29 protein-coding genes are annotated in these 24,009 nt (G+C 51.9%); 14 read left to right on the top strand and 15 right to left on the bottom strand.

What is annotated here, in order from left to right; all coding sequences use genetic code 11:
* Positions 1 to 37 precede the first annotated feature (37 nt).
* Genes HY394_04035 through HY394_04025 form a run of 3 tightly spaced genes read left to right on the top strand, consistent with a single transcriptional unit; the run spans position 38 to position 3,221 of the window.
* A complete protein-coding gene (locus HY394_04035) occupies positions 38 to 856 on the top strand; it encodes an AIR carboxylase family protein (GenBank protein MBI4053180.1) in 819 nt (272 codons plus the stop codon).
* Between the two features lie 23 nt (positions 857 to 879).
* Positions 880 to 1,815, top strand: coding sequence for a phosphoribosylaminoimidazolesuccinocarboxamide synthase (locus HY394_04030; protein MBI4053179.1), 936 nt, complete (start codon positions 880 to 882; stop codon positions 1,813 to 1,815).
* Positions 1,812 to 3,221 (top strand): adenylosuccinate lyase, encoded by a 1,410-nt coding sequence (locus tag HY394_04025; GenBank protein MBI4053178.1) that lies wholly within the window; start codon positions 1,812 to 1,814, stop codon positions 3,219 to 3,221. Before HY394_04030 ends, HY394_04025 begins: the two co-directional genes overlap by 4 nt.
* A gap of 28 nt (positions 3,222 to 3,249) precedes the next feature.
* On the opposite strand, the gene HY394_04020 is transcribed toward HY394_04025, so the two are convergent.
* The 6 genes from HY394_04020 to HY394_03995 all read right to left on the bottom strand — a co-directional run bounded on the left by HY394_04020 (position 3,250) and on the right by HY394_03995 (position 8,482).
* Positions 3,250 to 3,990 (bottom strand): class I SAM-dependent methyltransferase, encoded by a 741-nt coding sequence (locus tag HY394_04020; GenBank protein MBI4053177.1) that lies wholly within the window; start codon positions 3,988 to 3,990, stop codon positions 3,250 to 3,252.
* A gap of 10 nt (positions 3,991 to 4,000) precedes the next feature.
* Positions 4,001 to 5,251, bottom strand: a complete 1,251-nt coding sequence (locus tag HY394_04015; GenBank protein MBI4053176.1) for an adenosylhomocysteinase — start codon at positions 5,249 to 5,251, stop codon at positions 4,001 to 4,003.
* An 85-nt stretch (positions 5,252 to 5,336) separates the two neighbouring features.
* Positions 5,337 to 5,723, bottom strand: coding sequence for a hypothetical protein (locus HY394_04010; GenBank protein MBI4053175.1), 387 nt, complete (start codon positions 5,721 to 5,723; stop codon positions 5,337 to 5,339).
* A 74-nt stretch (positions 5,724 to 5,797) separates the two neighbouring features.
* Positions 5,798 to 6,706, bottom strand: a complete 909-nt coding sequence (locus tag HY394_04005) for a sugar kinase (protein MBI4053174.1) — start codon at positions 6,704 to 6,706, stop codon at positions 5,798 to 5,800.
* Positions 6,703 to 7,365: an adenylate kinase gene (locus HY394_04000; GenBank protein MBI4053173.1), complete on the bottom strand. Its 663-nt coding sequence runs from the start codon at positions 7,363 to 7,365 to the stop codon at positions 6,703 to 6,705. Before HY394_04000 ends, HY394_04005 begins: the two co-directional genes overlap by 4 nt.
* Positions 7,366 to 7,417: 52 nt before the next feature.
* Positions 7,418 to 8,482 (bottom strand): class I SAM-dependent methyltransferase family protein, encoded by a 1,065-nt coding sequence (locus HY394_03995; protein ID MBI4053172.1) that lies wholly within the window; start codon positions 8,480 to 8,482, stop codon positions 7,418 to 7,420.
* A 52-nt stretch (positions 8,483 to 8,534) separates the two neighbouring features.
* Between HY394_03995 and HY394_03990 the strand changes: the two genes are divergently transcribed.
* From HY394_03990 to HY394_03970, 5 genes are all read left to right on the top strand, one after another.
* Complete coding sequence (locus tag HY394_03990; GenBank protein ID MBI4053171.1) at positions 8,535 to 9,275, top strand: hypothetical protein; 741 nt, start codon at positions 8,535 to 8,537, stop codon at positions 9,273 to 9,275.
* A gap of 47 nt (positions 9,276 to 9,322) precedes the next feature.
* Complete coding sequence (locus HY394_03985; GenBank protein ID MBI4053170.1) at positions 9,323 to 10,213, top strand: DUF63 family protein; 891 nt, start codon at positions 9,323 to 9,325, stop codon at positions 10,211 to 10,213.
* Positions 10,214 to 10,241: 28 nt separating this feature from the next.
* Positions 10,242 to 11,006: a diphthine synthase gene (gene dph5, locus HY394_03980; GenBank protein MBI4053169.1), complete on the top strand. Its 765-nt coding sequence runs from the start codon at positions 10,242 to 10,244 to the stop codon at positions 11,004 to 11,006.
* Positions 10,999 to 11,295, top strand: a complete 297-nt coding sequence (locus HY394_03975) for a DUF357 domain-containing protein (protein ID MBI4053168.1) — start codon at positions 10,999 to 11,001, stop codon at positions 11,293 to 11,295. The genes dph5 and HY394_03975 overlap by 8 nt, the downstream gene beginning before the upstream one ends.
* Positions 11,296 to 11,394: 99 nt before the next feature.
* Positions 11,395 to 11,874, top strand: coding sequence for a hypothetical protein (locus HY394_03970; protein MBI4053167.1), 480 nt, complete (start codon positions 11,395 to 11,397; stop codon positions 11,872 to 11,874).
* A 30-nt stretch (positions 11,875 to 11,904) separates the two neighbouring features.
* Here HY394_03970 and yccX read toward each other — a convergent pair whose 3' ends face one another.
* The 3 genes from yccX to glnA form a co-directional block, all read right to left on the bottom strand.
* Positions 11,905 to 12,183, bottom strand: coding sequence for an acylphosphatase (gene yccX / locus HY394_03965; GenBank protein ID MBI4053166.1), 279 nt, complete (start codon positions 12,181 to 12,183; stop codon positions 11,905 to 11,907).
* Positions 12,184 to 12,249: 66 nt separating this feature from the next.
* On the bottom strand, positions 12,250 to 12,465 hold the full coding sequence (locus HY394_03960; GenBank protein ID MBI4053165.1) for a hypothetical protein: 216 nt from the start codon (positions 12,463 to 12,465) through the stop codon (positions 12,250 to 12,252).
* 49 nt (positions 12,466 to 12,514) lie between these two features.
* Complete coding sequence (glnA, locus tag HY394_03955) at positions 12,515 to 13,948, bottom strand: type I glutamate--ammonia ligase (protein ID MBI4053164.1); 1,434 nt, start codon at positions 13,946 to 13,948, stop codon at positions 12,515 to 12,517.
* A gap of 258 nt (positions 13,949 to 14,206) precedes the next feature.
* Here glnA and HY394_03950 point away from each other — a divergent pair, with 258 nt between their 5' ends.
* On the top strand, positions 14,207 to 14,623 hold the full coding sequence (locus HY394_03950) for an Lrp/AsnC family transcriptional regulator (protein ID MBI4053163.1): 417 nt from the start codon (positions 14,207 to 14,209) through the stop codon (positions 14,621 to 14,623).
* 45 nt (positions 14,624 to 14,668) lie between these two features.
* On the opposite strand, the gene HY394_03945 is transcribed toward HY394_03950, so the two are convergent.
* The 5 genes from HY394_03945 to HY394_03925 form a co-directional block, all read right to left on the bottom strand.
* Positions 14,669 to 15,022: a two pore domain potassium channel family protein gene (locus HY394_03945; GenBank protein ID MBI4053162.1), complete on the bottom strand. Its 354-nt coding sequence runs from the start codon at positions 15,020 to 15,022 to the stop codon at positions 14,669 to 14,671.
* Complete coding sequence (locus tag HY394_03940) at positions 15,019 to 15,555, bottom strand: hypothetical protein (GenBank protein MBI4053161.1); 537 nt, start codon at positions 15,553 to 15,555, stop codon at positions 15,019 to 15,021. Before HY394_03940 ends, HY394_03945 begins: the two co-directional genes overlap by 4 nt.
* 206 nt (positions 15,556 to 15,761) lie before the next feature.
* Positions 15,762 to 16,187: a cytidine/deoxycytidylate deaminase family protein gene (locus HY394_03935; protein MBI4053160.1), complete on the bottom strand. Its 426-nt coding sequence runs from the start codon at positions 16,185 to 16,187 to the stop codon at positions 15,762 to 15,764.
* A 137-nt stretch (positions 16,188 to 16,324) separates the two neighbouring features.
* The gene (locus HY394_03930) at positions 16,325 to 17,011 is read right to left on the bottom strand and encodes a hypothetical protein (GenBank protein ID MBI4053159.1); all 687 of its coding nucleotides are present in this window, start codon (positions 17,009 to 17,011) and stop codon (positions 16,325 to 16,327) included.
* A 141-nt stretch (positions 17,012 to 17,152) separates the two neighbouring features.
* The gene (locus HY394_03925; GenBank protein MBI4053158.1) at positions 17,153 to 17,809 is read right to left on the bottom strand and encodes a sigma-70 family RNA polymerase sigma factor; all 657 of its coding nucleotides are present in this window, start codon (positions 17,807 to 17,809) and stop codon (positions 17,153 to 17,155) included.
* A 56-nt stretch (positions 17,810 to 17,865) separates the two neighbouring features.
* Between HY394_03925 and HY394_03920 the strand changes: the two genes are divergently transcribed.
* Both HY394_03920 and HY394_03915 read left to right on the top strand, forming a co-directional pair.
* On the top strand, positions 17,866 to 18,291 hold the full coding sequence (locus HY394_03920; GenBank protein MBI4053157.1) for a hypothetical protein: 426 nt from the start codon (positions 17,866 to 17,868) through the stop codon (positions 18,289 to 18,291).
* Positions 18,292 to 18,475: 184 nt separating this feature from the next.
* Complete coding sequence (locus HY394_03915) at positions 18,476 to 19,774, top strand: ammonium transporter (protein ID MBI4053156.1); 1,299 nt, start codon at positions 18,476 to 18,478, stop codon at positions 19,772 to 19,774.
* Positions 19,775 to 19,793: 19 nt separating this feature from the next.
* On the opposite strand, the gene HY394_03910 is transcribed toward HY394_03915, so the two are convergent.
* Positions 19,794 to 20,885: a DHH family phosphoesterase gene (locus tag HY394_03910; protein ID MBI4053155.1), complete on the bottom strand. Its 1,092-nt coding sequence runs from the start codon at positions 20,883 to 20,885 to the stop codon at positions 19,794 to 19,796.
* Positions 20,886 to 20,946: 61 nt separating this feature from the next.
* Here HY394_03910 and HY394_03905 point away from each other — a divergent pair, with 61 nt between their 5' ends.
* Genes HY394_03905 through HY394_03895 form a run of 3 tightly spaced genes read left to right on the top strand, consistent with a single transcriptional unit; the run spans position 20,947 to position 23,988 of the window.
* Positions 20,947 to 21,123 (top strand): hypothetical protein, encoded by a 177-nt coding sequence (locus HY394_03905; GenBank protein MBI4053154.1) that lies wholly within the window; start codon positions 20,947 to 20,949, stop codon positions 21,121 to 21,123.
* Positions 21,124 to 21,183: 60 nt separating this feature from the next.
* Positions 21,184 to 22,914 (top strand): hypothetical protein, encoded by a 1,731-nt coding sequence (locus HY394_03900; GenBank protein ID MBI4053153.1) that lies wholly within the window; start codon positions 21,184 to 21,186, stop codon positions 22,912 to 22,914.
* Positions 22,915 to 23,988, top strand: a complete 1,074-nt coding sequence (locus HY394_03895) for an aminopeptidase P family protein (GenBank protein MBI4053152.1) — start codon at positions 22,915 to 22,917, stop codon at positions 23,986 to 23,988. It abuts the gene before it with no gap.
* Positions 23,989 to 24,009 lie beyond the last annotated feature (21 nt).

Raw genomic sequence — 24,009 nt, 5'->3', positions numbered from 1 at the left:
TTTTTATTTTTTCTCTCCGTCAATTCTTTTGTTGCAAATGCCCGACTGCCTTGTAGTTTTCGGTTCCGGTTCCGATGAGGCTGTTTTCAGGCCCCTGATGAAAAGGCTTTCGGATTTTGGTGTGAAAGCCGAACTGCGCATTCTTTCCGCGCACAAGTCTCCCGCGGAACTTTCGGCTGCGGTTGAAAAAAGCAACGCGCGCATTTTTGTGGCGGGTGCAGGCCTGTCCGCGGCCTTGCCCGGCGTGATTGCGTCAAAAACGATTCAGCCGGTCATAGGCATTCCCGTCAACGCCAATTATTCGGGCTTGGATTCTTTTCTTTCCTGCTCGCAGATGCCGTCCGGCATTCCGGTGCTTTCTGCCGGAGTTGAAAACATTGAAGATGCCGCGTTTGCGGTCAAGGCTTTTCTGGATGGCTTTGAAAAGGTTGAAATCGTACAGCCGGCTTTTTCCGATTTTGAATTGTTTGAAAAGGCCAATGATGCCAAGCTTTTGCTGGAACGGTTCGGAATAGAGTTTTACACGCGTGAAACATCAAAGCCCGATTTGCGGACTGTTTCAATTCATCTCGTGGAACTGTCGAAAACCAACAGGATTGTTTTGCCCGCTGGCAGGAACATGCGAATTTTTGTGCCTATGGCGGCTGACACAAGCGGGGCTGAGCTGGCGGCGAAGGTGCTTGAACTGAGCACAAACGGCCTTTGGGTCGGGCTGAACCGCGCCGACAATGCAGCGTTTGCCGCAGCACAGCTTTTGAACGGCCGCGGAAAATTTTCCCCGCTTATTTCGGAATTGAGGGCAAAGGCCAAGCAGGCTGTTTTGAAGTCCGACTCGGAATCAGGTGCCGGAAAATGATTGAAAAAGCTCAGCTTGAAAAAATGCTGGCATTCACTTTGAGCGAAACAAATTTTTCCGGCCTCGGCAGGAAGTACGCTGGAAAGGTGCGCGACAACTATTCTTTGGGAGACGGCACGCGCATAATCATCACTACCGACAGGCTGTCCGCATTTGACAGGGTGCTGACGACCATTCCTTTCAAAGGCCAGGTCTTGAACGAATGCTCCGCTTTCTGGTTTGAAAAGACAAAGCACATAGTCGACAATCACATTATTGACGTGCCAGACCCAAACGTGACCATCGCAAAGGAATGTAATGTGATTCCCGTTGAAATGGTTGTCAGGGGCTATCTTACCGGCAGCGCCTGGCGCGACTACCGCGACGGCAAGGACATTTCCGGCATTGTTTTGCCGGAAGGCCTGCGGAACTGGCAGAAATTCGCAAGGCCGCTTGTCACCCCAAGCACAAAAGCGGAAGCAGGCTTGCACGACGAGCACGTTTCAAAGGAAAGCCTCGTGGAAAAGGGCGTGGTGGAAAAGGGATTGCTTGAAACGATGGAGAAAACCGCGCTGGCATTGTTTGCGGAGGGCACGCGCATTTGCGCCAAAAATGGCCTGATTCTGGTGGACACGAAATACGAGTTCGGCCTGCTCGGAAAAAAGCTGGTTGTCGTCGATGAAATGCACACGCCCGACAGTTCGCGCTACTGGTTTGCAGGCACTTACGCTGAAAGGTTTGAAAAGGGCGTCGAGCCGCAGATACTTGACAAGGAATTCCTGCGCCAGTGGCTGATAAAGGAAAAGAATTTCATGGGCGACGGGCCGATACCAAAAATTCCGGACAATATCCGCGCAGAAGTCGCAAGCCGCTACATAACGGCTTTTGAGAAAATCACCGGCAAAGAAATCGTCGTTCCCGAACAGCTTGACGCAACCGAAAGGATAAAATCCAACCTCGCAGAGAAAGGCTATTTATGACTAAAAAAATCGCGTTGTTTGACCTGGTGAATCCGGTTGATTTCCGCTATTATGGCGGAGACGAATCCTTGGTGCAAAAGCTTTCGCCTTACCTTTCCGAGAACGCGCGCATCGCATCGCATGCAAAAGTCGAGGCTTGCCTTGCGAAAGCCCTTGCAAAAAATGGCGTCTGCTCAAGGAAAATCGCCGAAGAAATCGCGAAAGCCTGCGAAAAAGTTTCCGCCGAAGAGGTTTACGAAGAGGAAAAGAGCACGAAGCACGACGTCCGCGCGCTCGCAAACGTCATAAAGCGGAAGGTAAGCATTGAAGCCAAGCCGTTCGTGCATTTTTGCGCGACGTCCTACGACATTGTCGACACTGCTTCGGCGTACCGCTACAAGAAGGCTGTCGAGGAAATACTTTTGCCGGAACTGGTTGAACTCGAAAAGACTTTCATTGGAATTGCGTTGCGCGAAAAGGCTTCCTTGCAGATCGGCAGGACGCACGGCCAGCACGCCGAACCCATAACTTTCGGATTTGCAATGTCATCGTATGTGAGCAGGCTCGGCAACCGCACCAAATACATTTTCCGCGCAAAGGACAAATTGTGCGGCAAGTTTTCCGGGGCTGTCGGCGCGTACAACGCAAGCAGCCTGCTGATAAAGGACCCGCTCAAATTCGAAAACGACGTCATGGAAGAGCTCGGCCTGAGGATAAGCATTTCGAGCACGCAGATTGCCGAGCCGGAGCCTTTGGCCGACCTTTCGCATTCGCTTATCTCGACGTTCTCGGTTCTCGCCAACTTTTCCGACGACATGAGGCATCTGCAGAGAACGGAAATCGCGGAAGTGGGCGAGGCATTCGATTCGAAACAGGTCGGCAGTTCGACTATGCCGCACAAGCGCAATCCGATTAATTTTGAGAACGTCAAGAGCCTCTGGAAAGCGTTCATGCCGCGTTCCATCACGGCTTATTTGGACGAGATTTCAGAGCACCAGCGCGATTTGACGAACAGCGCCTCACAAAGGTTTTTGCCCGAACTCATTCTGGCGTTGTACCTTGCGGCAAACCGCCTGAACCGCACGTGCAAAAAGCTCGTTGTCGACAGGCAGAACATGCTTGCCAATTTCAACAAGAGCAGGCAAAGCATAATCGCGGAACCGATGTACCTGCTTCTGGCGTTTTACGGCCATTCCGACGCGCACGAAAAAGTGAAGCAGCTCACACTGCAGGCCGGGAAGGCGCAGAAGCCGCTTGCCGAAATCGCCTTCGCGGACAAAGAGTTGAAGCCGTTCTTCGCGAAATTCTCCAAACAGCAGCTTGCATTGCTTGGAAAGCCGGAACATTACACCGGCCTTGCGGAGAAAAAAACGGAAATCGTCTGCAGGGAATGGGAGAAAAAGCTGAAAGAACTCAAGCTGCTCTGACTTTTTATTTTTGTTCATTTTCTTTTTTTCATTTCCTTGCAGTGAAGTAAACGCGGGTGTCCTTTTCCGACGCCTTTTTCATTTTTTCCGTCAGGATTTCGATTTTTGAAAAGCCAGCTTTCTCCAGCAGGAATTTTATTGTTTTGATAGGATAACCATTTTCCACAAGCACTTTCTTTTCTTTCCGGTACAATCCATTCGGCTGTTTCCTGAACAACACGAGTTCAATTTCGCACCTGTCGCCAAAAACATAGTCTTCCCATATGAACGAAACGTTTTCGTTTATGTGCCCGCCGTAACCGGTCCAGTTTTCCCTGCCGGAATAATCTTTGAGGGTGTTGGCGTCAAAAATGAACGCGCCGTTTTTTCCAAGGTTTGCGAAAACATTCCTGAAAACGCTTTCAAGATCTTTTTCCGCCAGAATCGAGTTTATTGCGTCGCCGCAGACGATCAGCTCCTGCTTTTCGGGCATGGAAAAGCTGCGCATGTCCGCCTGCGCAAATTTTATCGCAAGCTTTTCGGCTTCCGCTTTTTTTGCGGCGATTTCAAGCATGCCTGCGCTTGCGTCTATTCCCGTGACTTTGAAGCCGAGCCTGGCGAGCGCCAGTGAAAACTTTCCGGTTCCGCACCCGATGTCGGCGGCTTTTTTCAGCCGGAGCCTTTTTCGTTTAAGGTACGCCGGAATAAAATCCGAAAGTTTTTCCGCGGGATCGGTCATGGCGTCGTAGAATTCCGCGAACTCCGAATAACTGTTGATTTCTTCGGGCAAGAAAACCAGCCTAAGTGCCTTCCTTCCAGCTTGAAAGGTATTCCTTCTGCTCTTTCGTGAGCGAATCCTTTCTTATGCCCATCGCCTTCAGCTGCAATTCCGCAATCGAGTTGTCTATCTCTTTCGGCAGAACGTGCACTTTCGCCGGCAGCCTGTTTTTCACGCCGTACTCGACTGCAAGCGACTGGCCGCAGAAGCTCAAGGCCATGACCTGGCTCGGATGGCCTTCAGCCGCGGCAAGGTTGACCAATCTCCCTTCCCCGCACAGGAACAGCCTGTTCCCGTTTTTGAGCGTGAATTCGTCAAGGGACGGCCTGACCTTCCTGTGCTTTTTTGAAATTTCCTTCAATCCTTTCACGTCGATTTCAACGTCGAAATGCCCGGAGTTCGCGAGAATCGCGCCGGATTTCATTTTTTCGAAATGCTCCTGCCGGATTACGCGCTTGTCGCCCGTGACAGTGATGAAAATGTCGCCAATCCTGGCGGCCTCGGACATTGGCATGACCTGGAAGCCGTCCATCGTCGCCTGCAATGCCCTGAGCGCATCGGTTTCAATTACGGCCACGTTTGCGGAAAGGCCTTTCGCGCGCTGGCACACTCCTTTCCCGCAGTCGCCGTAACCGCACACTACAACCGATTTGCCCGCGATGAGGGCGTTTGTGGCGCGCAGGATTCCATCGAACGTGCTCTGGCCCGTGCCGTAATAATTGTCGAACAGGTGCTTTGTAGCGTTGTCGTTCACTGCAATGACCGGATACTTCAAAGCCTTGTCCTTTTCCATTGCCCTCAGCCTTATCACGCCCGTCGTGGTTTCTTCAGTGCCGACAACCATCTGGTCTATCAGCTGGGGCTGGCGCAAATGGATTTCTGTGACGAGGTCGCAGCCGTCGTCAATGGTAACATTCGGCTTGAAATCCAAAACCTTGTTCAAATTCTCGTAATATTCCTGGCTTGTCTGGCCCTTCCAGGCGAAAACCCTGAAGCCTTCCTTTGCCAAAGCCGCGGCAACGTCGTCCTGCGTGCTCAAAGGATTGCAGCCCGCAATCGCAATCTCCGCCCCTCCTGCCCTGAGAGTGCGCACAAGGTTTGCTGTCTCCTTCGTTACGTGCAATGCAAGGCCGACGCGCATTCCTTTCAGGGGCTTTTCCTTTTCAAAACGCTTTTTGACTTCCATGAGCGCCTGCATCTGGCTCTCCGCGTATTCGATGTTGAGGGCGCCCTGCCCGGCCAAGTTAATGTCCTTCACCTTGAAATCAGCCACAATACCACCAAAACAGTCTTTGAAAACATTTCACGAAAATAGTATTTTTAAGGGTTTGGCTTGTGCTTGAGCGGTTGCATATCCTTCATCCGGCCATGGATTTTTTTTGCGCCCACCAGCAGTAAATTATTCCTATTCCTGCAAGGAATGGAATCAAACTGACCGGGCTTTTGAACAGCGTGAATCCGAAAAAGTAAACTGAAACAAGCCACAAATCAAATGCGGTGTAGACAACTGCCAGCCCCGTTAAGAGTATTTCTTCCGCGAAATCAGTCTTATCAATCTTTTTCACCAAAACCGCCAGAATTTTTGTGGCAACAAAAAAAATCAGCAGGACCATTGGCACGCCCAAGGGGGCAAATTTTATTCCGGACGCGTCAGCTATCGGCTTCCAAAACATGCTCTCAAGGCCCTTATTTTGGGCAAACAGCAAATCCAGCAGGCTGTCGAACAAAACCAGCGCAAAAATCAATGCCCATGCGGCCTTTTTTGAAAAAAACGGTTTCATGCTGTTCCACATTCCATGTTTTCTGAACGGGGTGCCACTTAAAACCTCACTATTTCCCTGAACGATTTTACCCTTTCCTCTATGTCTGAAATGCCGGTTTTTTTGAGGTTGTCCAATGAAAATCCTTCCGCGTTGAAGGATGCGACAGTGGAGGCGTACACGATTGCTTTCCGGAAATTCTTTTCCCCCAAATCCTTTGACTTTGCAAGATAGCCTATGAGCGCGCCGGCAAAGCAGTCCCCCGCTCCGGTCGGGTCAATGACATTTTCAAGGGGATATGCGGGCATGGCAAAAAAATCGTTTTCGGAAACCATTATGCTGCCGTGCTCGCCTTTTTTGATGATTGCGATGTCGGAGTCAAGCTTGAGGATTTCCCTTGCGGCCTTGATGAGGTTTGGCGTGTTGAACAGCATTCTCGCCTCGGAGTCGTTCATGAGGCAGATGTCAACCTCTTTCACAACCTCCAATACTTTTGCCCTCTGCGAGGAAATGTACATGTTCATTGTGTCGGCGAGGACAAGCTTCGGCCGCCTGTCCATCTGTTTCAGGACATCAAGCTGCAGTTCCGGATGGATGTTTCCCAAAAACAGGTAGTCGGCTTTCCGGTATGCTTCCGGCAGTTCCGGCCTGAAATTTTCGAAAACATTGACCTCGGTTTTTTTGGTTACCGCCTGGTTCAAATCGAACCCGTATTCGCCTTCCCAGAAAAAGGTTTTTCCTTGCGCGTGCGACAGTCCCTGCAAATCTATGCCGCGCTTTTCCAAAAAATCAGTGTGCTGTTTTGGAAAGTCTTTTCCGACCACGCCGACAATTCCCGGCCTGCAGAAATAGCCTGCCGCAACTGACGCGTAGGTTGCCGAGCCGCCAAGCGCGCGTTCGACTTTTCCGAAAGGAGTTTTGACTGAATCCAGGGCAACGCTTCCGACTATTACGACGTCAACCGTCATGCAAGGCCCCTTTTTTTGAGCGCTGCCTTGATGTTCGCAAGGTTTTCCTTTATTTCCCCGGAACAGTCGACTGTTTCAAGCAGGCCGCGCTTTTCGTATTCCGCCTTCAGCGGCTCGGTTGATTTCTTGTAGACTTCAAGCCTTTTCTTTATGGTTTCCGGCAAATCGTCTTCCCTTTGGAACAATTCCCCGCCGCACTCGTCGCACACGCCCGGCTTTTTCGGCGGCAGGTTCTTCATGTGGTAGATTTTTCCGCATTGCCTGCACTGCCGTCTCCACGAAAGCCTTTCAACAAGGACATCTTCCGGCGCGGACAATTCGATTACGATTGAAATCTTTTTGTCGTAATGCTTCAGGATCGCGTCAAGCATGCTGATCTGTGCAATGTTTCGCGGAAAGCCGTCAAGCATGAATCCTTTCCTGCAGTCCTTTTTGCCGAGCCTTTCCTCTATGAGGTATGCGACTGTGTGGTTGTCGACAAGCTCGCCTTTTGCGACGTTTTCCTTTATCTGCATTGCAAGAATGGAGCTTTCCTCGGCTTTCCTGCGCAGGATCTGGCCGCTTGAAACGTGCGGCACGCGGTAGGTTTTTTCAAGCCTCTGCGAAATGCTGCCCTTGCCGACGCCGGGCGGGCCGAAAAAAACCAGGTTCAATTCCATTCACTAACCACAATCCATTAGCATGCGAAAAAATAAAAAAGGCAGATATTGCCTATCGGACCCTGAAATCGACCACGACCTGCACTGTCGAGGCGGAAAACGACCGCACCCTTCTTTTTAGCAGAACATTGCTTTTTCTGCCCTGCTTTTGGCACGCTTCAGCTATCTCCGCCAGCGGCTGTTCAAAGGGATTCTGCCTCCCGGCAAACCTGTAAAAGTGTATCACGCCGCCTTTTTTCGCGCACGCAACCGCCGTCTGCAAAAAGGTTTCCCCGCCTTTCGGCAAGGGCATGACAATCCTGTCAAAGGCTTCCCCGAACTTTGGCAGGCAAACCCGGTTCACGTCTCCTTCGATGATTTCGATTTTGTCAGAGCACCTGTTGAGCACAACGTTTTCGCGCATCAGCCTTACCGCCTCGGGATTCAGTTCAATGGCAACCGCTTTTTGCATGGGCGAGTTTTTCGCAAACACGATTGGAAAAGGCCCGACTCCGGCAAAAAACGCGCCGACAACCTCGCCCGGCCTTATAAGTTTGCTGATTCGCAATCTTTCCGTGCCGAGGCGCGGGGAAAAAAAAACTTTCCCCAATGCAATCCTGAACTCGCATCCGGCTTCCCTGTAAAGCGCGAAACCCTTTTTTTCGCCGGCAATGATTTCAACCGGCCTGACACGGAATTCTCCGGAATGCACGCCCGTAATCTTTGCCACGGTTTTGATGTTCGGCCCCGAATCCAGCAGGGCCTTTGCAATTATTTTTTCCTTTTTTTCAAGTTCCGGCGGAATCTCTATTATCGCGGTGTCTCCAAGCTGGTCGTAGGAGGAAATGAGGCTTTCAAGCTCTTTTCCGGAAAGCTTTCCCTTCAGCCTTTCCTTCAGGCTGCCCTGCTTTAATTCTGATTTCTCGAATTTGAATTTTCCATGTTTTGCCTTCGCCCCAAATGTTTTCATCTCGCCTGCGGACAGCTTTTTTGCAAGGGGAAAAGTTATGCTGCCTTTGCTTTTTTTCGGCGCAATGCCTTTAACGAACAGATTTTTTTCTATGATGAAGCGCTTGGCTTTTTCCGCGTCCTTCAATCCGACTGCCAGGCCGAAAAGCAGGCTTGCCTTTTTTTCCATGAACCTATTATGCGTGCACAAGCCTTTTATTGTTTGGCGGCATACTTTTTTCATGCCGGAAATAAAGACAGTGCACTGCCTTGTTTACCCGTTTTTTGACGGAATGCCGCCAAACCAAAGGCTTGCACAGGCTGGTTCGGACTGGAAGGGAAGCTGGGCGAGGCAGGTCCAGAGAATTGCAAAGGATCCTTCTTCAATGCTTTTCGTTGTGCATTACCCGTGGTTGGCACCGGCCTTTCTTGATTCCGCGGGCCGGTTTTATTCGTGGGTTTCAAACATGCTTGGAAACCGGGCCGTAATAGTTGACAGTGCCAAATATGATTTCAGCCGCGATTTTGGGGGGATATGGAACGGATTTTCCCGCCATGTTTCCGGCACAGGCGCGTCTTTTTCAAAACAGGTGAAAATCATTGCCTATGGCACGCATTCCGGGCATTGCGTTCCGAGGCAGGGTGAGGCCCTGTTGAACGGGCTCCGCCAGTTTGCCCCCGGCAGCAGGTTTTCGCTTGAAGAGCATACCGGGCTTTCCGTGAAATACCCTTATGCGCATGCCGTTCATATGATCCAGTCTGCAAGGCCTGACTTGTGTCTGGTCCGTGATGAAGCGGCATCCGTTTGGCACGCAATTAACAGGAGCGGCATTTCAGTGGGCGATGCGAAACGGGCGCTGAGATCAGCCACAAGCTATGATGACATTTTTCATCTTGTGGAAAACCCGCAAGAAATTGCCGGCAGGCCAAAAGTTGGAAAACTGGAAACAAAAAAACGCATTGTACACGGCAGGCGCGTGTGAATTAACCTATAAAAAATGGTGCATTGTTCAAATTTTCTGGTGAGGCTGTGACCGGGCTTGTTGAAAACTTTTTTTATGGCCTGTGCAAGGGCACGTCGACCGACATTGTGCAGCGCTGCTTTGTGGAGCCCGCGCTTTCGCCGGGAGTGCAGGGCTACAATCCGGTTAACACGCTTGTCTACGGCGGCATTTTGCTCCTGCTATCGTTTTTCGTGATTTTTCCGCTGCTTGACAGGCGCGGAATAAAGTTTGATTTCAAATTCATTCTCGCGCTTTTGCCGTACATTTTGTTCGGCTCGGCCTTCCGCATCATCCAGGACATGGGCATTTTTCCGCGTTCGATTAACCCGCTTGAATTCGGCTATTACACCTACACTCCCGGCATTTGGTTCTTGACGGCGTTCATCGCCTTTGCCGGCATTGCCTTTGCGTGGCTTGCGGGCAAAAAACTCAAAACCGGTTTCCACAAGCCGTTTGCGGCTTTCGGCCTGCTGTTCTCGTTGCCGGTCCTTGCGTTCGACGTTTTGAATTTCAGGCTTGCGTCTGTCGGCGGGGTTTTCCTTGTTCTGGCAATGGTCGGCTTTGCCGTTCTTGCTGCAAAGCTTTTGCTTGAAAAGCTTTTGAAAAACAGGCTGCTTGAAAACCAGCTCAACCTGCTCGTGGTTGCCGGGCAGGCGCTTGACGGAAGCGCAACGTTTGTCGCAACCCAGGTTTTTTCGTGCGGCGAACAGCATCCATTGTCAAGCGCGATTCTCGGCGTTTACCCGATTGCGTTTGTCATAGTGAAAGTCGTTCTCGCAATGGTCATCCTGCATTACATTGAAACCGAAATACAGAACGAGAACCTTGCCGGTTTCGCAAAACTCCTGCTTTTGGTTCTGGGCATGGCCCCGGGCCTGCGCGACATGATAACAGTGGGAGTCGGAACGTGCCTGTGAATTTTGGGCGTTTCAGGGTTGTGGATGCATGCTGAAAATAATCGGCCTCGGCCTGAAGCCAAAGCACCTGACTCTGGAGGCGCTTGAAGAGGCGAAATCCTGCAAGCAGGTTTTCCTTGAAACCTACACAAGCGTTTACTCGGATGGCAGTGTTGCCGAGCTTGAATCGCTTTTGGGCAAAAAGGTTTTGCAGGCCGGCAGGAAAAGCGTCGAGGACGACCTTGCCGCTTTTGTTGCAAACGCGAAAAAAGAGGACATTGCCCTGCTTGTCTTCGGCAACCCTTTGAGCGCGACGACGCACATAGAAATTTTGCTTGAATGCAAAAAGCAGAACGTGAAATGCGCTGTCCGCGCTGGCATCTCGGTTTTCGACTTTTTGGGAAAAACAGGTTTGAGCCAGTACAAGTTCGGCCGCACCACAACCATTGTCGAACCGGAGAAAAATTTTGCACCCGAATCGTTTTACGATGCCATAGCGGAAAACTCCAAAGCCGGCCTGCACTCGCTCTGCCTGCTTGACATCAAGGCGGAAAAGGCAAGGCTTATGGCAGTGAAAGAGGCAATTGAAATCCTCGAGGGAATTGAAAAAAAGCGCGGCAAAAGCGCAAAAATCATTGCAAACGCAACGCTTGCCGGCATTTCGCAGGCCGGGAGCGCGCACGAGAAAATTGTTGCAGGCAAGGCTGCCGAACTGAAACAGGTTTCTTTCGGCGTTCCGGCCTGTCTCATAGTCTGCGGCAAACTTTCGGACAAGGAAAAGGAAGCTTTGGCGGAGTTGGCGAAAAATGCCTGAACTGGAATCGGAGCTGAAGGCGAAGGTTGCGCATTACCGCAGGCTTACTGAAAAAGCCTTGCAAAAAGTTTCGGTTGCGAAAGGCATTTCCGTGGAACAGAAGAAAACCGCGGATGATTTCCTGAAAATGGCGAAAGATTATTTTTCGGATGCCGGGCATTTTGAAAAAAAAGGCGAACTCCCGACTGCCTTGGCGGCCTACAGCTATGCGCATGCCTGGCTTGACGCGGGCGTCCGCTCCGGCATCCTCGACGGCAAAGGCGACGACAAGCTGTTCGTCCTGCCGTGATTTTGCCGCGTTTTTCACGCGTTCGTGCAGGCAGGGTCTGGCCATTCCCGCCATTCAAAACCCTTAAAAAAACAAAGAACATATTTGTGTGCGATTCTGATGCCGTTGTATGGAAAGCCCAGGGGTTCCGGTTCGGGCCTGGATTTCGACTTTTCCGTTGAATCGCTGAAAAAGCCGCTGCTGGCGATTGTCGCGCTCGTCGTATTGTTTTTCCTTGCGCAGACCTTGCTCGCGTTTTTTTCGCCGAAACCGATGGAGTTTTCTTTCGACAGGAATCCATTGAATCTTGGGGAAAGCCAGAGCGCGGTCTTGTCTGTAACTGTGAAAAACGTTTTTGACAAGACCGTCGAAGGCGCGGTTTTAAGCGTTCAGCCGGTCGACAGGCAGAACATAATAGTTTTTCCCGCGCAGAAAGGCATTGAAATCCTCGGCAGGGGCGAGAAACGCGTTTTCGACTTCAATGTTAGGCCCAATCCGAACGGCAGCATTTCTTCCGGCGACTACAAGCTCAAAATCACGCTTGAAATCGCAGGCAAGAGTTTCGAGGAAGAAACAACGCTCTCCATAAAAACCGCGTGATGGAAATATAGGCGATGATGAAGTTAACGCCTAATATTTTATTTCAAATGCCGGGAATTCGCCTGTCGCTTCCAGCCACTCGCTTTCGACTTTTTCGACTGCCGAGTGCGGAGAGCCTGAAGCGAGCCAGTTTTCAAGCACTTCAAGCTTTTCCTTCGGCCCTTCCGCTACGACTTCGACTCTGCCGTCAGCAAGGTTTCGGCAAAAGCCTGTCAGGCCAAGTTTTGCGGCTTCCTTTTGGCAGTGCGCCCGGAAGAAAACGCCTTGCACGTGGCCGGCAACGGTTGCGTGCAGCCGTTTGTTTTGCATTTCGTTTGCGGCTTGCATACTGCTAGAAAATAGAAACAGAAAAAAAGAAAAAGTAAAGGCGGATGCTTATTTTTCGCCTTTTTTCTGCTTTATCATGCGGATGAGCCTTGCGTTCTGCTCTGAAATGTAAGGGTATTTGAATGGCTCAAGCTCTATTTTTTTGGACGGTATGTGCCCAAAGGCGACGAATGTGTCGTACACTTCCTTTGTGAACTGTTCGCTGAAGCCTTTGGGCCTCACGTCCTCGTCCTTTGCTCCGGCCTTTTTCTTGTCGTCTGCCATGTTACCACCATGCCCTAAATACTGTGTCCCTTTCCGGATTTAAAATGCTTTACACGTCGTAGTAAAGCTTGAATTCCCACGGGTGCGGCCTCAGCCTTATGGCATCCACGTCGTTGACGCGCTTGAATGCAATCCACATGTCGATGAGGTCCTTTGTGAAGACGTTTCCTTCGAGGAGGAACTTGTGGTCCTGTTCCAGCGCGTCCAATGCTTCGTTCAGCGAACTCGGCACGGTCTTAAGGCTTTTCGCCTCATCCGCTTCGAGGTCGTAGAGGTCCTTGTCAAGGCTGTGCCCCGGCTCAATCTTGTTTTTCACGCCGTCCAATCCTGCCATCAGCATTGCCGAGAATGCCAGGTACGGGTTGCAGCTCGGGTCAGGCGTCCTGAATTCTATGCGCTTTGCCTTTTCGCTCTGCGAGTACATCGGAATCCTTATTGCGGCTGACCTGTTCCTCTTCGAATAAATCAGAATGACCGGTGCCTCGAAGCCCGGCACCAGTCTCTTGTAGGAATTTGTCGTCGGTGCAATGAATGCGCACAATGCAGGCGCGTGCTTTAGTATGCCGCCAATGTAATGCAATGCCATTTCGCTTAAGCCTGCATATCCTTTCGGGTCGTAGAACAGGTTTTTGCCGTTTTTCCACAGCGACTGGTGCGAGTGCATGCCGCTGCCGTTGTCCGAAAACATGGGCTTGGGCATGAAAGTCGCGGTCTTGCCGTGCTTGCTTGCAACGTTTTTGACGACATACTTGTAAGTCATCACCTTGTCCGCCATGCTGAGCAATGAGTCGAACCTGATGTCGATTTCGGCCTGGCCTCCGCTTGCAACCTCGTGGTGGTGCGCTTCGATGTCAAGGCCCATGCTCTGCATTGCAAGGACCATTTCGCTTCTGATGTCCTGCTGGGAATCGTTCGGCGGAACCGGAAAATAGCCTTCCTTGTGGCCGATTTTGTAGCCGGGGTTGCGGCTTTGCCCGCAGCAGCCGTCTCCTTCCTTTCTGCCGCTGTTCCATGCCCCCTCATCCGAGTCGATATAATGGAATGCCGAAAACTCGTTCTGGCCGTATCTGACGTCGTCGAAAATGAAGAATTCCGCTTCCGGGCCGAAGTATGCTGTGTCGGCTATTCCTGAGTCGAGCAGGTGCTTTTCGGCCTTTTTTGCGATGTATCTTGGGTCGCGGCTGTACCATTTGCCGGTTTCAGGGTCCTTCACGTCCGCAATTATGCTCAGTGTCTTGTTGAAGAAGGGGTCGACGCGCGCGGTGGATGCGTCCGGCATCAAAAGCATGTCCGATTCGTTGATGTCCTGGAAACCTCGGATGGAACTGCCGTCAAAGCCTAGGCCGGCTTCGAAGGAGCCCTCGTCGAACATTGCGCTCGGCACGGTGAAATGCTGCCATTTGCCCGGCAGGTCGATGAATTTCACGTCGACAAAGTCAAGCTTTTCGGATTTTATGAATTCCAGAACGCTTTTGTGGACCATTTGCATTACCCCCGAAAAACCCGTCGCCTTCCCTTCATGGACGACCGGTATCTGATGCCTTGAAAGAAGCGGACTTATTTAATACACAATGATATGCCCCGGTCCCTTAAAAACGTGCCGCCGGAGGGGCAAAAAAAATTTTAAAAAAATGCATCCTGAACCGTCAGATTTAAAAATTTTTTAATGCATGAAGCTTATCTGTGAAATTCTGGGGGCGGTCTTTTGGAAATCGACGCGACGGACAAGAAAATCCTGAACATGCTGCTTGAGGGCAACAATCCGAGGTACAAGGACATAGCAAAGCAGCTTGGCATAACCATCGGCACGGTGCACAACCGCATCAAGGCGATGGAGGCAAACGGCATAATCTCGAAAATCGTGCCGGTCGTGGACTCGAAAAGCCTTGGCTACGACGTTGTCGCGCTCATAAACATTTCCATAAAGGGCGGGCACCTGGAGAAAATCGAGCAGAAATTCGCAAGGCACAAGAACGTCTGCTCGGTTTACGACGTCACCGGCGACTTTGACTCGCTTATCATCGCGAAGTTCAAGGACACGTCCGAGCTGAACGCGTTCGTCAAGAAGCTCCTGGCCGAAGAGTATGTGACGAGGACCAATACGAGCCTGATACTCAACATCGTGAAGGAAAGCGTTTCGCCCGGCATGATTGAGTGAACGGCCAGGCAAAAGTTCTGGTGACTGGCGGATATGCCGGAAACGCTATTTTGCCTTTTTCCCAAGATGCTCTTCAAGCTTTGCGTGCAGCTTTTTTTCCATTACGCCGATTATCGCTTTCTGCTCGCTTTTCACGTATAATGCTGCAATCGCGCCGACCGAGTAGAGGAAGACCGCGACGCCGAACAGGATGTAAAACGCGGTGAAAAGCTTTCCGATCTCCGTTACCGGGTGCACGTCCCCGAAGCCGACTGTTGAAAGCGTTGAAACCGCAAGGTAGAACGAGTCGATCAGAGTAAAGCCCTCGTGCAGGTTGTAGAATGCGGTTCCGACGAAAATCAGGAAAAGGATTGCCATGGCAAGGCTGAGAATCTGGATTTTTTTCGCCGTCCAGTTCATTGCCCGCACCTTTGGATGCCCTCGGCCGCGTAATCGCCCTGTGTCAGGACAAGCTCCGGTTTCAGGTTTTCAAAGCTCTTGAGCGTGCACGTGAAGTCGGTTTCCTGCGTGTCATCCGGCGCGATTTCAATGAATGCCTTGTTGAGTTCGAAACCTTCATCGCATTTCATTATGCAGCCGCCAGAAGAATCCTTCACTGCAATGGTTGCGGCAAACTTCTTGATTTCATCCGAATTGTTGGTGAATGCGGCGGTGCACACCAGTGAATTGCCTATTCCGGGAATGAACGAGGAAGAGCATTCGAGCGGCGCTATTTCCAAGCCGCCCAGAATTTGCGCAGGCAGCCGGTTGTTCGTGAACTGCTGCAGGGAATTGTCGTCGGCGAGCGGCGCGATGCCGGCGGGCACTTCGATGTTTGCCTGCGATCCGCCGTTGCCGGAATTTTGCTGTTGCCCGGGAGCCTGCGCGCAGCCGGACAGGAAAACCGAAAGCAAAACCATGGCGAATGCGGTTTGTGGTTTCATGGAATCCATTATACCTTTGGTTTACCACTTTAAATGCTTTTTCCTCGCCGAGCCGTTTCCGTCCGGCTGGTTCGGAACTAAGGCGTATTGCTAATCGCAATACGCCGAGTAGGCTGTTTGTGCATAAGTGGTATTGCGCAAGCAATACCACGCAAGGGGTTTGCAAGGGGCGCTAGCCCCTGCGTTGTGAACAGCCGAGTAAGCAGAATAAAATTTTAGGCGTTTTTGAGTTCGGATTTCCGCAGCTTTATGCCGGAGCCTGCAAGGAACTGCTTTGCGTGCTCGGATGCCCAGTACTCGTCGCCGTAAACGACTTCCGTTATGCCGGAGGCGATTATGACTTTTGCGCAGTGCTGGCATGGCGATGAGGTGATGTAAAGCGTTGCCCCCTCCACAGGAATGCCTGCGCGTGCGCAGAAAACAATCGCGTTTTCCTCGGCATGGATTGTTCGGATGCAGTGCCCGTCCACCATCAGGCAGCCGACGTCGATGCAGTGCGGCTGGCCCGGCGGAGAGCCGTTGTAGCCGGTCGCGATTATGCGCTTGTTCTTTACGAGAACCGCGCCGACGCTCCTGCGCGGGCAGGTCGCGCGCTTTGACGCGAGTTCCGCGATTGCCATGAAATAATCGTCCCAGGACATCCTGTCGGAATGCGAGTGCGCCTGCTTTGCGCCCCGCCCGCTTTCCCGTGTTTCTTTTCCTTCAGCCAAAAACTTTTCCCCCGCTAAAAGTCCGTTGTGTAGTGCTTAAAACTGTTTTTGTCGTTCCGTTGGCGTTTTCAGGGCCTTCTTTTCGGCGGCTTGCGCGGCTCGCCGTGTTCCTCGCGGGCGGGCCTGTGCCCTTCCTGCCGGGGATGCTGAGCGCTTTCGGCGGCCTGCGCCGCAATTTCTTCCCAGCTGCGGCCTGTAAAGATTTCTCTTGTGATATGGTCCGCGGCTATCCTGACTAACAGCCTCTGTTCACGGGTCCGCCGGTCATGGGGTATTGCGTTGGCTACTGCTATGCTTTCGGGGCTTAGGAAGTCTATGCCTTTCTCTTGGGCCAGGATTTGGAGGCACTGCAGGGCCCTTTGTTCTTTCGGGCTTTGTTTTCGGCGCTTGGGGGTTTCTCCGGGCGTTGCCTCCGGCGGACGCTTGCCGGTTTCGGGCCTGACGAATTTGTCAGACGCCGCTTTCGCAGCGAGTTGAATCATTCCGCCAAGGTCAAGATCGTTTCTCGCCGAAGAAAAAGTTCCCTTGCCCAGCCTCGTGACGACTTCATTTCTGCAAAGTCTTGCAAGCTGCTGTCGCTCGTTTTCAGGCAGTGAGTTCAAACTTATGCCGTTTTCCCTCAGTCCCGCATGAATATAGGCGGACGCAAAACCCCACAGCGCATCCAAAGCTTCTCTGTTTCCCAGCCGCGCCTTTACTGCGAGATCGCGCCATTGCGTTGAATTCAGGAGTTTTGCAGGGTCGTCTTTTCGCATGCACTCAGCCAAAGCATTAAATGTCAGTTCCCATATTTTAAGTTGCCGCGGGCGAAAGTTCAGGCTTTTCAAGTGACGGCTCTTTTCTTGCGCCCGTACGGCCCGTTTGCGTAAAACATTTCTTGCTGCGTTTTGGCTGCATTATCTTCCATGGCTTCTTCTCGGCTGTTTGGGGGTTTCATGCGGCGGCAATGGCTTATGGCGTTCCGGGTTCCTGTGCGGCAGCGAATCCCTTAGCAGGTTCCTTCCGCGAGACAGGCGGCTTCTGACTGTTCCGACTGGAACACGCAATAGCTGTGCCGCTTTTTCATATGTTAACCCGTGTAAGTCCACAAGAACCACTGCCTGACGGAATGCGTCGGGAAGTGCGGCGAGGGTATCCCGCAAATCTTCGGGCAATTGCCTATCTTCCAATATTTTGTCCGGAGTTGGCGCCGGATCCGCCTGCCCTGTGACCCGGTCCATGTGCTCATCCATTGGCGCCATTTCGGGGGTTCTCTGCGCCCGCCTGTATCGGTTTATCCCCACATTCGTGGCGATCCTGTACAGCCATGCAAATACTCCGGGGTCCCCGTTGCCGCGGAATTCGAATCTGCCGGATGCACGGAATGCCCGGACAATTGTGTCTTGTGTCAGGTCCTCTATTGCGTCCACGGTAAGTTCCGGAAACGTTTTTCTAAAATACTCGAATATTTGCGGCCGCGCCCGCCTGAAAAATTCATCCTGCGCGCCCATGTTCCCGCTTTGCGCCCGCCCCAAAAGCAAGGCAAGCTTGTTGTTGTCGCCTGTTTGAGCCATTCTGCCGCCTTTTTTCCTTGCATAACTTAAATACTTTTTCATTTATTTAAACCATGATGCCGGCGTTTGCAGTTGACGATTCCGTTCTTGCGCGCAGGGCCGCGCATCTTATCCGCGAAAATTTTTCGCATGAAACGGTTTCAAACCTCCTGGTCGTGCGCTTCGGGAAGAAATGGCGCACCAAGCTCGGGCACATAAAGCCCTTGCGGAAAGACGCGGAGTTCGGCTCGCTGATTGAAATCAATCCGCTTATCTGCCATCCAAGCGTGCCGGAATTCGTTCTGGACGCAACGCTGCTGCATGAGCTCATACATTACTTCGACGGTTTCGGCTCGAACAAGCAGCGCAAATACCGGCATCCGCACAAAGGGGGGGTCGTGGACAGGGAGATGGCGTTGCGCGGCTTCGGCGAAATCCTGAAAAAGCAGAAGAAATGGCTGGACGGGAACTGGCAGGGCCTGTGCGCGGAAAACAGGGTGTAAGATTCATTTCGGCTTTCATTCATTTTTATGAAAATTTTTTAGTTTTGGGTTTTGTTTTGCTGTTTTTTTTAGATTTTTTCAATTTTTTTGAACCCAATATTTAAATAGGCGGGCGCGCATTTCAGTGTTATCGCCTTTTTTGCCGGCCTTTTCTGGGGCTGGCTGCGGCGGGGGTTCGGTTGTGATGGAAATTAAAAGAGTCCTGCCTTTGTTCCTGTTTTTTTCATTGCTTGCACCCGCCGCGTTTGCACAGGCTCCTGCGGGCATCGATTCCGGTGACGTCGCGTGGGTTGCGGCCAGCGCCGTGCTTGTGATGCTCATGACGCCCGCATTGGGCTTTTTTTACGGCGGCCTTGTGCGCGCAAAAAACCTTTTGTCGGTCCTCACGCAGAGCATGGCGATTTTTGCCGTGATGGGCATTGTCTGGGCGCTTGTGGGTTTTTCGCTTGCCTTCGGCAGCGGCAACGGCTTCATCGGCTCGCTTGAATGGATTGGCCTGAACGGCGTGGGCGAAGCGCCCTTTGCAGCCTATGCTGCGACAATCCCTTTGCTGTTGTTTTTCTTTTTCCAGCTGAAGTTTGCGGCAATCACGCCCGCGCTTATCATCGGGGCGTTCGCCGAGCGCATAAGGTTTTCCTCTCTTTTGGTTTTCACGGTTCTTTGGGCAATCCTTGTTTATGCGCCCATTGCGCACTGGGTGTGGGGCGTCGGCGGATGGCTGCGCGCCCTGGGCGCACTGGACTTTGCAGGCGGGACAGTCGTCCACATTGCCGCGGGCTTTTCCGCGCTTGCCGCAGCATTGGTCGTGGGAAAGCGCAGGGATTTCGGCAGGAAATCATTCCATCCCAATAACATTCCATTCGTGATTCTTGGTGCAGCATTGCTGTGGTTCGGATGGTTCGGTTTCAACGGCGGAAGCGCGCTTGCCGCAAACGGCCTGGCGGTAACGGCTCTGGTCACGACAAATCTTGCCGCGGCTTCAGCCGCCTTTGCGTGGATGGTTGTCGACCGGGTTTCCAAAGGCAAGGTTTCGGCGACCGGCATTGCAATCGGCGCGGTCTGCGGCCTTGTCGCAATCACTCCCGCTTCAGGTTTTGTCACGCCGCTCGCGTCAATCCTTATCGGCCTGGTTGCAGGCCTGCTGTGCAATTTTGTCGCGAACTGGCGCGCGAGCAGGAATTACTTTGACGATTCCCTGGACGTGTTTGCGTGCCACGGCGTCGGCGGAGTGTGGGGCGCAATCGCGACAGGATTGTTTGCGAGCGTTGCAGTGAATTCCGCGGGCGCGAACGGCCTGTTTTACGGCAACCCGAAACTTTTGGTTGCGCAGGTAATCGCGGTTGTTTCAGTCGCCGCATTTTCCTTCATCGGCTCGTTTGTCCTGCTGAAAGCCATTGACGCAGTGCATTCCCTGCGGGTTTCGCCCAAGGCCGAGGAAGAGGGTTTGGACAGCGCGACGCACGGTGAAATCGCTTACAGGTGAATGGCGGCAAAACAGGCCGTCATTTCTTCATTTTTTCGGCAAGAATCCTTTTCACGTTTTCCTTGAACTGTTCCTTGAATTCCGATGGAAAGCTTCCGGCCGCGGCTGGAACGTGGCCTCCGCCGGAAGCGTTCGGAATGCCCTTCACCGCTGTTTCCGCAAGCTCGTTCATTTTGATTTTGAAATCCTGCCTTCTCGCCGAGAAATAACACCTGCCGTTGCTGCACTGGGCCAGGATGATGGTGGTGTCCGGCTTTTCCCGGCTTATCATGTTCACCACGTATGATTTGATTTTGTTTTTTGATTCGACTTTGTAGAATTCGAGTCCGAGTTCCGGGAAGCTTTCCATGCCTTTGACCGCGTGCTTGTACCCGGTTTCGATTTCCTTTTTCAGGATTTTTTCGAATTTGATGAACCTGCTTTTGAAAACCCTTTTCGGGGTTTTTGCGTTTACGGCGAATTCCCTGAAAAGGCCGGGTAGCTCGGAGCTTTTCACTATTGCGACCGCCTGTATGAGGTTTTCAAGGCGCTTCAGTTCAGCAAGCGAGATTTTGTTGCTTTCCTGCGTTTTTTTGAAAAAGCCCTTCCATGTCTCATAACCCATGTCGCCGAGAATGCCCACGCACGCAATCCACGCCAGGTCTTCCAGGTTTGCCTTTTTGGAGAACAGGTCGAACGTGAGCTTTGCGTTTATGTACCTGCTCGGGTCTAATTTTTTTTCCATGTCGACCGCTTTTATGAAAACAGTTTTTTCCGAGTTGAGGTCGCAATATTTCTTGTGGTGGTCTATTATGAGAAAACGTTTCAGGTTTTTTTCCATTTCTTTCGGGCAATCCGGAAACTGGTCCACGCACACGTCGACCATTATCGCCTTGTCCGCTTTTTTTTTCCCGAGGGTTTGTGCAAGGCTGGTGTTTTTGCAGGCCTCATAGCCAATCGGCTTTACAAGCACTATTTCGGGCTTTACCGGAAGCCTTTGCAGTGCCAGGAAGACAATCAGGCCCGAGCAGACGCCATCCGGGTCGTTGTGGTGGAAAATTGCCATTCTGTCGGTTCCGGCCAGGCTGTCCAGAAAATCAGAGAATCCAGACAAGAGGGCAGCTTTGTCCATAAACCTTATTTGCGGGATTAGTGTTTTAATTGTTATTACTTTATTAGCTTACGGTGCTGGAATGGGATACGCGCACGTCAACAGCAAGGGCATAACCTATTACCTGCACAGGCGCGGCAACCTCTACTATTTTTCGAAAAAGCCCGAGGAAAGCGTCGACCTGCCCGAGCATGCGCGCATTTTCGAGAACGAGAAGACCGGCATGCTGATAGTCAAGATTGACATTCTGGGGAAGTGATTTTCCATCAAGTATGGCAGCAGGGCTTTTTCGGAGGCCGTGGCGCATTATTCCGGTGCTTTGCCGCTTTTGAAGGGCAAAAGCGTGCTTGTCCTGCTGTCAGACATAAAAGATTCCGATGCCTTTTTTTCGTGCGCCCCGCTTAGCAGGGCCGCGGACAACGCAGAAGCCGATTTTGAAATGTGGGTTTCGGACGGCAAATCCGAGTCAATGCCCGTCATGGAAAAAACCTGGGGACTGTTTGAAAAGGCGAAGGCTGGCGAAAAAGCCGGCGGCGCAAAAGAATTGCGCGAATTCATTGCGGAAGTGGACAAGAAGGCGAAAGTGAAGGGTTTTTCCGCAATTTTCCGCAGGCCGGAAATAATCCTGTGCGCGGAAAAAAACGGTTTTTCGTGGAACGGCAAAAAAATCGCGTTCAAGCCGGGCTGGTTCAAAGAATACCGGGGCAGGGAACTGCTGGAAACCTGCGGCCGCATACTGCAAAGCGGTTTTGCATTGAAAAAAGGTGAAAAATTTTCAATCGGCTTCGAATGCATTCCTTCCGCGAAAAGGCTTGAACTGCCGCTGGAGGATTACCTTGACAATTTTGCTATGGCGCACGCAATGGCATTGAAAGCGAAGGCTTTGGGCGCAAAGCCGGGCCTTGCTGCCGGCACGAACAGGAAAACCCAGCTTGAACCGCTTGTGGCGTGCGCGGACTTGAAGACAACCCTTGCCGGCTGCGAATACTCGAAAAACATCGGCGAACCGGTTTTCAGGAAATTCAGGCGGCTATCCCAATTCATCGGCTCGCAAAGGCTCAAGCCATCCGATGCGAGCTTCGGAATCCACGGCAAGGGCTATCCCGGCAAGCATTTTTTCGGCACGTATGTCGGGTATCCGACGCCGAACCGGAAAAGCCGCTGGAGTGCGCCCGGCCAGATGTTCCTGAAGCCATGGTGGAACGTGCAGACAAGGCATGACACGAGAATGCCGAAGACGCGCTATGCCATAACCGAAACCCTGCCGATCGACAATTTCATCCGCACCTGCAACATAAGCTATGCGCAGATGCACAAAAAAAATCTTTTCATAAAATCCGTGCTTGACGCATCTTCGAAGATTTTCGTGCGGGGCAGGGAAATTAACGGCGTTAAAACAGACCTTGTAGTCGACATGGATTCCGTGAGGAAAGCCAATGTCATAATCTGGGAATCGGATTCCGACGTGACGTCGAAAATTTTCAAGGAAGCCTTCCGGCGTTTTGGAGTCAGGGCAGGCGAATTTGCGAACTTTCCCGGCGGGGAAACATTTTTCACGCCGTACAAAATGGATGGAACATTCGTCGGCGACGAAATAATCAACATAGACCAGAGTTACAGGATCCCGAAAAGCAATCCGCTCGTGGTTCAGGTCAAAAACGGCCGCTATGCGATGCTGAAAGGCGACAGGGTTCTGCTGCAAAAATTTGAAAAGCGCAAAAAGGACGCCTTGAAGGTTTTGGGGGAAAAAGCGAAGCACAAGAGCCTTCCCGCGGAAGTTGTCAAGTCCATGCGGCAGAACTTTGACCGCGTCGGCGAATTCGCAATCAACACGAACCCGAAAGCCGGGCACGGCCGTTACCTCATCGAAATGGAAAAGATGGCAAACATGATGCACATAGCCCTCGGCTCAGGTTTTGAGCCGAAACGCGAAACTGTCTACCATTGCGACATCGTCATAAACGCGCCCCGCCAGAAGATGGACATTTTCGGCGTCGACAAAGAAGGCAGAAAGCGGTTCATTCTCAGAAACGGGAAGTTTGTGGTCTGATTGAAGGAAAAAATCGCAGAGCTTTTCCGCATTTCCGGCGCAAAAGCGGTTTTCCTGAGGCGCGGCTCCAATTCAAAGGACCCCAATTTCACGTATTTTTCCGGCCTGCCGGAAAACATGGCGGAAAGCGCCTTCATGGTTTTGAATTCCGGTTCCAGGCCGGCAGTCTTCACAAACGTCCTTGATTTCGGGCAGCTGCGGAAGGCGCATGGAATCACAGTCAAAAAAATAGAGGGCCGGGAAAAATTCTTCTCCGTGCTGAAAAAAGCCGCGCCCGCGAAAAAAATCGGATTCAATGCCGACACGGTCAGCGTGAACTATCTTGGCATGCTGAAGCGCGGCCTGAAAGGAAAAAAATTCGTGGATGTTTCGGAACAGCTTGAAAAAGTGCGCGAGACAAAAACCGCGCACGAAATCAGGCTTGTGGCGAAAGCCGTGAAAATCTCGGAAAAAGCCGCGGACGCAATCCCGGATTTTTTCAGGCCCGGCATGACCGAAAAACAGCTCGCGGAAAAAATCGAGTCGGAACTCTTCGCCGGCGGCGCCGAAGGCCTGGCCTTCAACACAATCGTTGCCTCGGGAAAAGGCGCGTCCGTTCCGCATTACGTTCCGCAGGCGAAAAAAATCGGAAACGGGTTCCTGCTGGTTGACTTCGGCGGCAAATACAGGAACTATTGCGCCGACCTTTCGCGCACTTTCTTTGCAGGCCGGGCAGACACGAAGGGCAAGGAGATTTATGAAACGGTTTTTGAGGCAAAAACCCTTTCACAACAGCTGATACGCGAAGGCGCCAAGGCAAAAGACATCTTTCTGCAGGCCGACAACTTTTTGAAGGAACATCTGGGAAAGGGCATGCAACACGGCCTGGGGCACGGCCTCGGCATTGAAGTGCACGATTCGCCCTCCGGCTTTCTCGCCAACTCGAAAGACGTTTTGCGGAATGCAATGGTTTTGACTGTCGAACCCGGACACTATTGGAATGGCGGCGGCGTGAGGATAGAGGATGACGTTGTCGTGTCCGGCCGCGGCTGCAAAGCCTTAAGCAAAGCGCCTGCGGAATTGATTGAACTGTGAACAGGCTTTGATCGTGAATTC

The organism is Candidatus Diapherotrites archaeon (assembly GCA_016205145.1).
Classification (GTDB): Archaea; Iainarchaeota; Iainarchaeia; order Iainarchaeales; family JACQJH01; genus JACQJH01.
Note: the sequence above shows the minus strand (reverse complement) of the source record. Positions and strands in the feature narration are given on the sequence as shown.

Excerpts from the sequence above, each read along its gene's own strand:
- HY394_04035 (MBI4053180.1), top strand. The coding sequence starts at position 38 with ATGCCCGACTGCCTTGTAGTTTTCGGTTCCGGTTCCGATGAGGCTGTT.
- HY394_04030 (MBI4053179.1), top strand. The coding sequence starts at position 880 with ATGCTGGCATTCACTTTGAGCGAAACAAATTTTTCCGGCCTCGGCAGG.
- HY394_04025 (MBI4053178.1), top strand. The coding sequence starts at position 1,812 with ATGACTAAAAAAATCGCGTTGTTTGACCTGGTGAATCCGGTTGATTTC.
- HY394_04005 (MBI4053174.1), bottom strand. The coding sequence starts at position 6,706 with ATGACGGTTGACGTCGTAATAGTCGGAAGCGTTGCCCTGGATTCAGTC.
- HY394_04000 (MBI4053173.1), bottom strand. The coding sequence starts at position 7,365 with ATGGAATTGAACCTGGTTTTTTTCGGCCCGCCCGGCGTCGGCAAGGGC.
- HY394_03995 (MBI4053172.1), bottom strand. The coding sequence starts at position 8,482 with ATGGAAAAAAAGGCAAGCCTGCTTTTCGGCCTGGCAGTCGGATTGAAG.
- HY394_03990 (MBI4053171.1), top strand. The coding sequence starts at position 8,535 with ATGCCGGAAATAAAGACAGTGCACTGCCTTGTTTACCCGTTTTTTGAC.
- dph5 (MBI4053169.1), top strand. The coding sequence starts at position 10,242 with ATGCTGAAAATAATCGGCCTCGGCCTGAAGCCAAAGCACCTGACTCTG.
- HY394_03975 (MBI4053168.1), top strand. The coding sequence starts at position 10,999 with ATGCCTGAACTGGAATCGGAGCTGAAGGCGAAGGTTGCGCATTACCGC.
- HY394_03970 (MBI4053167.1), top strand. The coding sequence starts at position 11,395 with ATGCCGTTGTATGGAAAGCCCAGGGGTTCCGGTTCGGGCCTGGATTTC.
- yccX (MBI4053166.1), bottom strand. The coding sequence starts at position 12,183 with ATGCAAAACAAACGGCTGCACGCAACCGTTGCCGGCCACGTGCAAGGC.
- HY394_03960 (MBI4053165.1), bottom strand. The coding sequence starts at position 12,465 with ATGGCAGACGACAAGAAAAAGGCCGGAGCAAAGGACGAGGACGTGAGG.
- glnA (MBI4053164.1), bottom strand. The coding sequence starts at position 13,948 with ATGGTCCACAAAAGCGTTCTGGAATTCATAAAATCCGAAAAGCTTGAC.
- HY394_03950 (MBI4053163.1), top strand. The coding sequence starts at position 14,207 with ATGCTGCTTGAGGGCAACAATCCGAGGTACAAGGACATAGCAAAGCAG.
- HY394_03945 (MBI4053162.1), bottom strand. The coding sequence starts at position 15,022 with ATGAACTGGACGGCGAAAAAAATCCAGATTCTCAGCCTTGCCATGGCA.
- HY394_03940 (MBI4053161.1), bottom strand. The coding sequence starts at position 15,555 with ATGGATTCCATGAAACCACAAACCGCATTCGCCATGGTTTTGCTTTCG.
- HY394_03935 (MBI4053160.1), bottom strand. The coding sequence starts at position 16,187 with ATGTCCTGGGACGATTATTTCATGGCAATCGCGGAACTCGCGTCAAAG.
- HY394_03930 (MBI4053159.1), bottom strand. The coding sequence starts at position 17,011 with ATGCGAAAAGACGACCCTGCAAAACTCCTGAATTCAACGCAATGGCGC.
- HY394_03925 (MBI4053158.1), bottom strand. The coding sequence starts at position 17,809 with ATGGCTCAAACAGGCGACAACAACAAGCTTGCCTTGCTTTTGGGGCGG.
- HY394_03920 (MBI4053157.1), top strand. The coding sequence starts at position 17,866 with ATGCCGGCGTTTGCAGTTGACGATTCCGTTCTTGCGCGCAGGGCCGCG.
- HY394_03915 (MBI4053156.1), top strand. The coding sequence starts at position 18,476 with ATGGAAATTAAAAGAGTCCTGCCTTTGTTCCTGTTTTTTTCATTGCTT.
- HY394_03910 (MBI4053155.1), bottom strand. The coding sequence starts at position 20,885 with ATGGACAAAGCTGCCCTCTTGTCTGGATTCTCTGATTTTCTGGACAGC.
- HY394_03905 (MBI4053154.1), top strand. The coding sequence starts at position 20,947 with ATGGGATACGCGCACGTCAACAGCAAGGGCATAACCTATTACCTGCAC.